Source organism: Streptomyces sp. OR43, from assembly GCF_008042275.1.
In the GTDB taxonomy this organism is placed as follows: domain Bacteria; phylum Actinomycetota; class Actinomycetes; order Streptomycetales; family Streptomycetaceae; genus Streptomyces.
The window spans coordinates 1-1225 of sequence record NZ_RDBK01000088.1 but is presented as its reverse complement, the minus strand read 5'-3'; the positions used below and the strand labels follow the sequence as shown (position 1 = coordinate 1225).

Below are 1225 nucleotides of genomic sequence, written 5' to 3'. Positions count from 1 at the left end.
CCTCGGGCTACGCCTCCTGAGACCGAGTCGAATTCAGCACCGACCACCTCAGTCTGCACCTCGCCGTCAGGGCCGGCCCAGAAGTGCCCGCGAGGACAGCACCCCATGACCATCCGCGTCCTGCTCGCCGACGACCAGGCCCTGCTACGGGAAACCTTCCGCATCCTCATCGACTCCCGGCCCGACATGGAAGTCGTCGCCGAAGCCGCCGATGGCGACGAGGCCATCGCGCAGGCCCGCAGACACCGCCCCGACATCGTCGTCATGGACATCCGCATGCCGGGCACCGACGGCCTCGACGCGACCACCGCCATCAGCGCCGACCCCGACCTCGCAGGCACCCACATCCTCATCCTCACCACCTTCGACACCGAAGAACACGTCGCCCGCGCCCTGCACGCCGGAGCCGGCGGCTTCCTCGGCAAGGACGTCGGCGCCGAAGGACTCCTCCACGGCATCCGCACCGTCGTCGCCGGCGAAGCACTCCTCTCCCCCCAAGCAACCCGCAACCTCATCACCCGCTTCCTCGCCACCCCCCAGCCCGGCACCCACCCCGTAGCCCGAACGAGCCTGGCTGCCCTCACCACCCGCGAACGCGAAGCCATGGCACTGGCCGCCGAAGGGCTCACCAACACCGAAATCGCCGGCCAACTCCACCTCAGCCCCCTGACCGTGCGCACCCACATCCACCACGCCATGGCCAAACTCCACGCCCGCGACCGAGCCCAGCTCGTCGTCATCGCCTACCAGACCGGCCTCATCCAGCCCCGCCCACCCCGACGCTGAAATGTCGTCCGACGATCATCCGACGACTGATGGTCGGCACGTCCAATGAACCCGTGCGATCCGGGAGTTCGCGGCAGCGCGAACCCAATCAGACCCGATGCCTCTGTAAGCCGAGATCCATTCTCGATACACGGCCTAGTTGTATTGCCCTGTGAGGTTGGGGACGCGGCTGGCGGGTGGTTTGCCGGCGAGCGCGGTGTGGCCGCGGTGGTGATTGTAGGAGTGGAGCCAGTGGGGGAAGGCGTCGCGTCGTTCGTGTTCTGATCGGTAGGGCTTTGCGTAGGCCCATTCGTCGAGCAGGGTGCGGTTGAGGCGTTCGACCTTGCCGTTGGTCTGTGGCCGGTAGGGCCGGGTTCGCTTGTGGGTGATCCCGGCCGCCGTCAGGGTCTCTCGCCAGAGGTAGGACTTGTAGCAGGCGCCGTTGTCGGTCAGGACCCGT

Annotated in this window: 2 protein-coding genes; one reads left to right on the top strand and one right to left on the bottom strand. The window is 67.5% G+C overall.

Annotation, left to right across the window (positions count from 1 at the left end; genetic code table 11):
• The first annotated feature begins 105 nt into the window (after positions 1-105).
• Complete coding sequence (locus EAO72_RS40960; protein ID WP_148022469.1) at positions 106-786, top strand: response regulator transcription factor; 681 nt, start codon at positions 106-108, stop codon at positions 784-786.
• Positions 787-921: 135 nt separating this feature from the next.
• Here the strand turns inward: EAO72_RS40960 and EAO72_RS40955 are convergent.
• Positions 922-1225 (bottom strand): integrase core domain-containing protein (locus tag EAO72_RS40955; protein ID WP_148022468.1); only part of this gene is annotated, 304 nt, incomplete at its 5' end.

What these genes read in the sequence shown, in the direction of transcription:
- EAO72_RS40960 (WP_148022469.1), top strand. Translation starts at nt 106, where the DNA reads ATGACCATCCGCGTCCTGCTCGCCGACGACCAGGCCCTGCTACGGGAA.